The sequence below is a fragment of the Frankia sp. CcWB2 genome, from assembly GCF_977927585.1.
This window is the reverse complement of sequence record NZ_CDWRCM010000285.1, coordinates 1-4,022: the sequence shown is the minus strand read 5'-3', so window position 1 is coordinate 4,022 and position 4,022 is coordinate 1. Positions and strand designations below refer to the sequence as shown.

The window sequence follows — 4,022 nt, the reverse complement described above, 5'->3', positions numbered from 1 at the left end:
AGTACTAGAATGGATCCCCCGGTATGTGGCGGCTGATCCCGAGGAGCTGGCGGACGCCCCGCCGTCCCTGCGGACGCTGCTCAGGTTCATGGCGGAGTCCGGGCTCCGGGACCCGCGGGGCGCTTCGGTGGAGGAAAACGAAGCGGCGATCGTGCGGACCGCGGCGGAGTTCCCGGCCGCACTGGCAGACCCGGATCGTCGGGGGATTCCGAAGTTCTGGGATATGACGGTCCGCGACACCGTGGTAGAGATCATCCCGCCGGCCGTGCCCGAGCACTTCAAGCACGTTTTGGCGGGCTTGGCCGGCCCTGACGACGACCTGCTGGACCAGCTGATGAGCGGGCAGTTCGCCTACCCGGGTCCGGTACCCGAACGGACCATCGCCCAGCTCCCGGTCAGTCTGCCGCCGGCGGAGGAACTCGCGGAGGCGGCCGGGCGCAGCCAGGTCGTGGGGCAGCTTCGCGCGTTCGTCGCCTGGGTCGGCACGGATGGTCGGCCGTTGACAGCCGCCGGAAATCTCAGGCCGGCCGACGCGCGTGAGCTTGTCGACCTTCTCGATACCGGCGAGCAGGGCCTGCGGGTACGCAGCACCGCCGAGCTGCCCCACCTCAACCTGATCTTTACCTGGGCGAAGAAGACCCGCCTGGTGCGGGTCAGCCGGACGAAGCTGGTGGCGGTGGCCAAGGCGCGGCCGCTACTCAAGGACGCCGAGGCACTGTGGCAGCGGGCATTCGAGACGTTCTTCGAGCTGCGGGACGCGGTGTGTCTGCCGATCTGGACGGGCAGTGGCACCTCCCTGCTGTACGACGTATACGCCGAGGCGGTCCCGGACATGCTCAACACGATCTACAGCCTGCCGGATCCGATGCCGATGGCGTGCCTGGAGGAGGCGGTGTGGCAGTCGTGCCGGCAGCAGTTCCGCGTCGACGCCGGAAGCCCCCTGCAGCAGGGCGGTTGGCGAACACACCTCGGGAGAGACATTAAACGTGTGTTCGATGTGCTGGCCGCGCTGGGCGCCGTGGAGAGGACGCGCGGGCTCGCGGACGAGAAGTTCATCGCCACTCTCGCGGACGACGTCGAGACGCCATTCGCGGTGGAGCGGTCGATTTCCGGCCCGGCGGCGGCCCGCCTGCGCGCGGAGCTCGCCCAGCCCACCGAGTTGGTGGCGCTGACCGCGCTGGGCACCCGGGCCATGCGTGGGCGGCTGCTCGCCGAGGGACGGGAGGCCGGCCTCGTCGGCGACCTGGCAACCGCACAGCCCGCCGAACTGCTGGGTGTGATCGCTGAGCACTACACCCGGGAGACGGGTAACGCGGAGATCACCAACTGGCTGGCCGGGCACGGCGGTGACGTCGAGCCGCTGCTGGACGCGGTGCGGGTCTGCCCGTTTCGGACCAGGGCTGCGGCGATGCTGAACGTGCTCACCTCGGCGGTGCCGGCCGGGGCGGAACTCCTGGACGGGCTGCGCGACGACCCGGTACTGGCCCCGCTCGCGGTGACGGCCCTGCTCGACCGGGGCGCCCTGCAGCCGGAGGACCTCACCGATCGGGAGCAGGCACTGGTCATGACCGAAGGGTTCCTGCAACTGCTGGAGATGGGCGGGCCTGAGGTCGTCCGCGAACAGATCGAGGAGATGGCCGGCGACCTGGCCGGCCTGGACTTCGCGGAGCTGCTCGCCATAATGCGCGGCTGCGGACATCCCGGTGCGCCGACGTTGCGGGACTTCCAGGCCCTCGTGGTAGATCCGGGGTAGCCGGAGGTCGCGAGAGCGAAGGTGAACAGGTCAGTCGGGCTGCGACGGACCGGGCAGGACGATACGGAACGCCGCCCCGCCGCCCGGGGTCGGGCGGTATTCGACCCGCCCGCCGTGGCGGCGGCGACGGAGACGTACATCGCGGTCCACAGCAGCCGGTTGACCGGGTGACGGACGAAGTCCTCACCGGTCTCCGTCTGGACCAGGTGGGGAGACCATCGGGCCGGGTGCCGCGCCAACCCGCAGGCGGGAGTCACCAGCAGCTACGAGTGGACCGGCTCAGGACGCCCGGGCGTGCTTACGAGCGGTAGCGGCATGTCGCAGGTCGCCACGCCCGCAGTATCCGTACTCGACCCGTCGCCGCCACACGGTCAGCCGGCAGTAGTCCGCCTCAATCGTCCAGGTACGGCGTTCGACCCGATCCTCGATCTGCACGGGCCGCGAGGTCACCGGCTCGTTCGCGCGCAGATGAGCCCAGTTGTGCGCCGCCTCCCATTCCGGGAAGGTGGCTACCAGCTCGCCATCGCCGTCGTAAACCTGGAATTGGCGAGTCTTCATTGTCGCGCCTTTCGGTGATTGTCCGATAATGATGAGCGTGGATCTGCCCGCCGGAGCCGCCGCGGAAGAAATCCCCCCCGCGCACAGCCACACGACGGAGAGCCGCGCGACGGGGACAGCGCGGCGGACAACGGCGAGATGGCCGGCTCCGGGCGAGGATCGTCATCCACTCACCCGGAACCGGCGGCTGGCGGTTGACGCCTGACGGTTGACGCCTGACGGCGTCGACACCTGCGGGACCGGCGACGCGGCCGCCGGGCATGGAGGCACCACAGGTGCGGGGCACCGTGTCTCGGCGCGGTCTCCCTACCGACATCCCGGACCCTGCGCGATGACCATCGACGTCTCCCCGCAACCAGCTCTACCCCAAACTCTCACCTTGAGGTGCATCATCGCTACTCAAGGTAAGCATGACCCCTGCACGCCTCTTCTGCAAGAACTTCTGTAAGAGTTTCACTACCCAGCGATGCGCGCCCTGGGTGAGGAGTGGCGAACAAGTGGCAAGATGCATCCATCACCCCGAAGAGCCCGAAGGACGAGCGATGGCCACGAGCGGCGGTCCGACCGTGCGGCGAAGGCGCCTGGGCGCCGAGTTACGACGACTCCGCGAGGGGGCGGGCATCTCCGTCGACGAGGTCTGCCAGCTGCTGCGCTGTTCGGTTTCCAAGGTCAGTCGGATGGAGAACGGCCGCGTGCCGGTCCGCACCCGGGACGTGTCCGACCTGCTGGGTCTCTACGGCGTGACCGACGACGAACGCCGGGACGCGTTGCTGGCCCTGGCCCGCGAGTCCCGGCGCCACGGCTGGTGGCATACCTACCACGACGTGGTCCCCGCCTGGTTCGAGATCTATATCGGCCTGGAGGGCGACGCCGCCTCGATCTCGGTCTACGAATCGCAGCTCGTCCATGGGCTACTGCAGACCAGCGACTACGCCCGGCACGTCATCCGAGCCGACGATCCGGAGGTGAGCGAGGACGAGGCCGAACGCAAGATCGCGCTCAGGCTGGACCGGCAGCGCCGGCTCACCGCCGCCGATCATCCTCGCCTCTGGGTGATTCTGGACGAGGCGGTCCTACGCCGGACAATCGGCGGCAGAGCCATCATGCGAAGCCAACTCGAGTTCCTCGCCAAACAGTCCGAACTGCCGAACGTGACAATCCAGGTGCTTCCTTTCTCCGTGGGCGCGCATGCCAGCCTGGGAAGCACATTCTCGATACTCGGATTCCCCGAGTCGGGAGACAACGAAGTGGTCTATATAGAGGAAGCGGCCGGAAGCCTCTATATTGAGCGCCCCTCCGAAGTCAGGCGCTATAGAGTGAAGCTGGATCATCTTCTGGCGGCAGCCCTGCGGCCGGAGGAGTCCATCCAGATGATACTCTCGGTCGCAGAGGAAATGAAATGACCAGATATATGAAGCCGATCATCGACAATGTCATCGGGGCGGCTTGGCGCAAGAGCAGCTACAGCAACGGCGCGGGCGGTATGTGTGTGGAGGTCGCGGCGCTCGGCGGGGGCGTCGCCGTCCGCGACTCGAAGAACCCGACCGGGCCGGTGCTCGCCTTCTCGGCGGCCGAGTGGGACGCGTTCCTGGCCGGCGCGCGGGACGGCGAGTTCGACCGGAGTCGGATCATCCCGGGCTGAACCACCGTCCGGCCCTGATCCGGGGGAATGGGGGCGGGATGTCCCGCCCCCACCGAAAAATGTAAACAT

At 68.1% G+C, this 4,022-nt stretch carries 4 protein-coding genes; 3 read left to right on the top strand and 1 reads right to left on the bottom strand.

The annotated features are described in order from the left end of the window. The coding region (locus ACY45C_RS20500) for a hypothetical protein (RefSeq protein ID WP_462189181.1) at positions 1-1,753 on the top strand (1,753 nt) is incomplete at its 5' end. A 279-nt stretch (positions 1,754-2,032) separates the two neighbouring features. Here ACY45C_RS20500 and ACY45C_RS20495 read toward each other — a convergent pair. Beyond that, positions 2,033-2,311: a hypothetical protein gene (locus ACY45C_RS20495; RefSeq protein ID WP_462189180.1), complete on the bottom strand. Its 279-nt coding sequence runs from the start codon at positions 2,309-2,311 to the stop codon at positions 2,033-2,035. 542 nt (positions 2,312-2,853) lie between these two features. On the opposite strand from ACY45C_RS20495, the gene ACY45C_RS20490 reads away from it, so the two are divergent. Continuing rightward, positions 2,854-3,714 carry a helix-turn-helix domain-containing protein gene (locus ACY45C_RS20490; RefSeq protein WP_462189179.1) on the top strand — a complete coding sequence of 287 codons (861 nt, stop codon included), beginning with the start codon at positions 2,854-2,856 and terminating at the stop codon, positions 3,712-3,714. Next, entirely contained in the window at positions 3,711-3,953 is a 243-nt protein-coding gene (locus tag ACY45C_RS20485; RefSeq protein ID WP_462189178.1) for a DUF397 domain-containing protein, read from the top strand. Before ACY45C_RS20490 ends, ACY45C_RS20485 begins: the two co-directional genes overlap by 4 nt. Positions 3,954-4,022 lie beyond the last annotated feature (69 nt).

Coding starts and splice junctions, on each gene's coding strand:
- ACY45C_RS20495 (WP_462189180.1), bottom strand. CDS start 2,311: ATGAAGACTCGCCAATTCCAGGTTTACGACGGCGATGGCGAGCTGGTA.
- ACY45C_RS20490 (WP_462189179.1), top strand. CDS start 2,854: ATGGCCACGAGCGGCGGTCCGACCGTGCGGCGAAGGCGCCTGGGCGCC.
- ACY45C_RS20485 (WP_462189178.1), top strand. CDS start 3,711: ATGACCAGATATATGAAGCCGATCATCGACAATGTCATCGGGGCGGCT.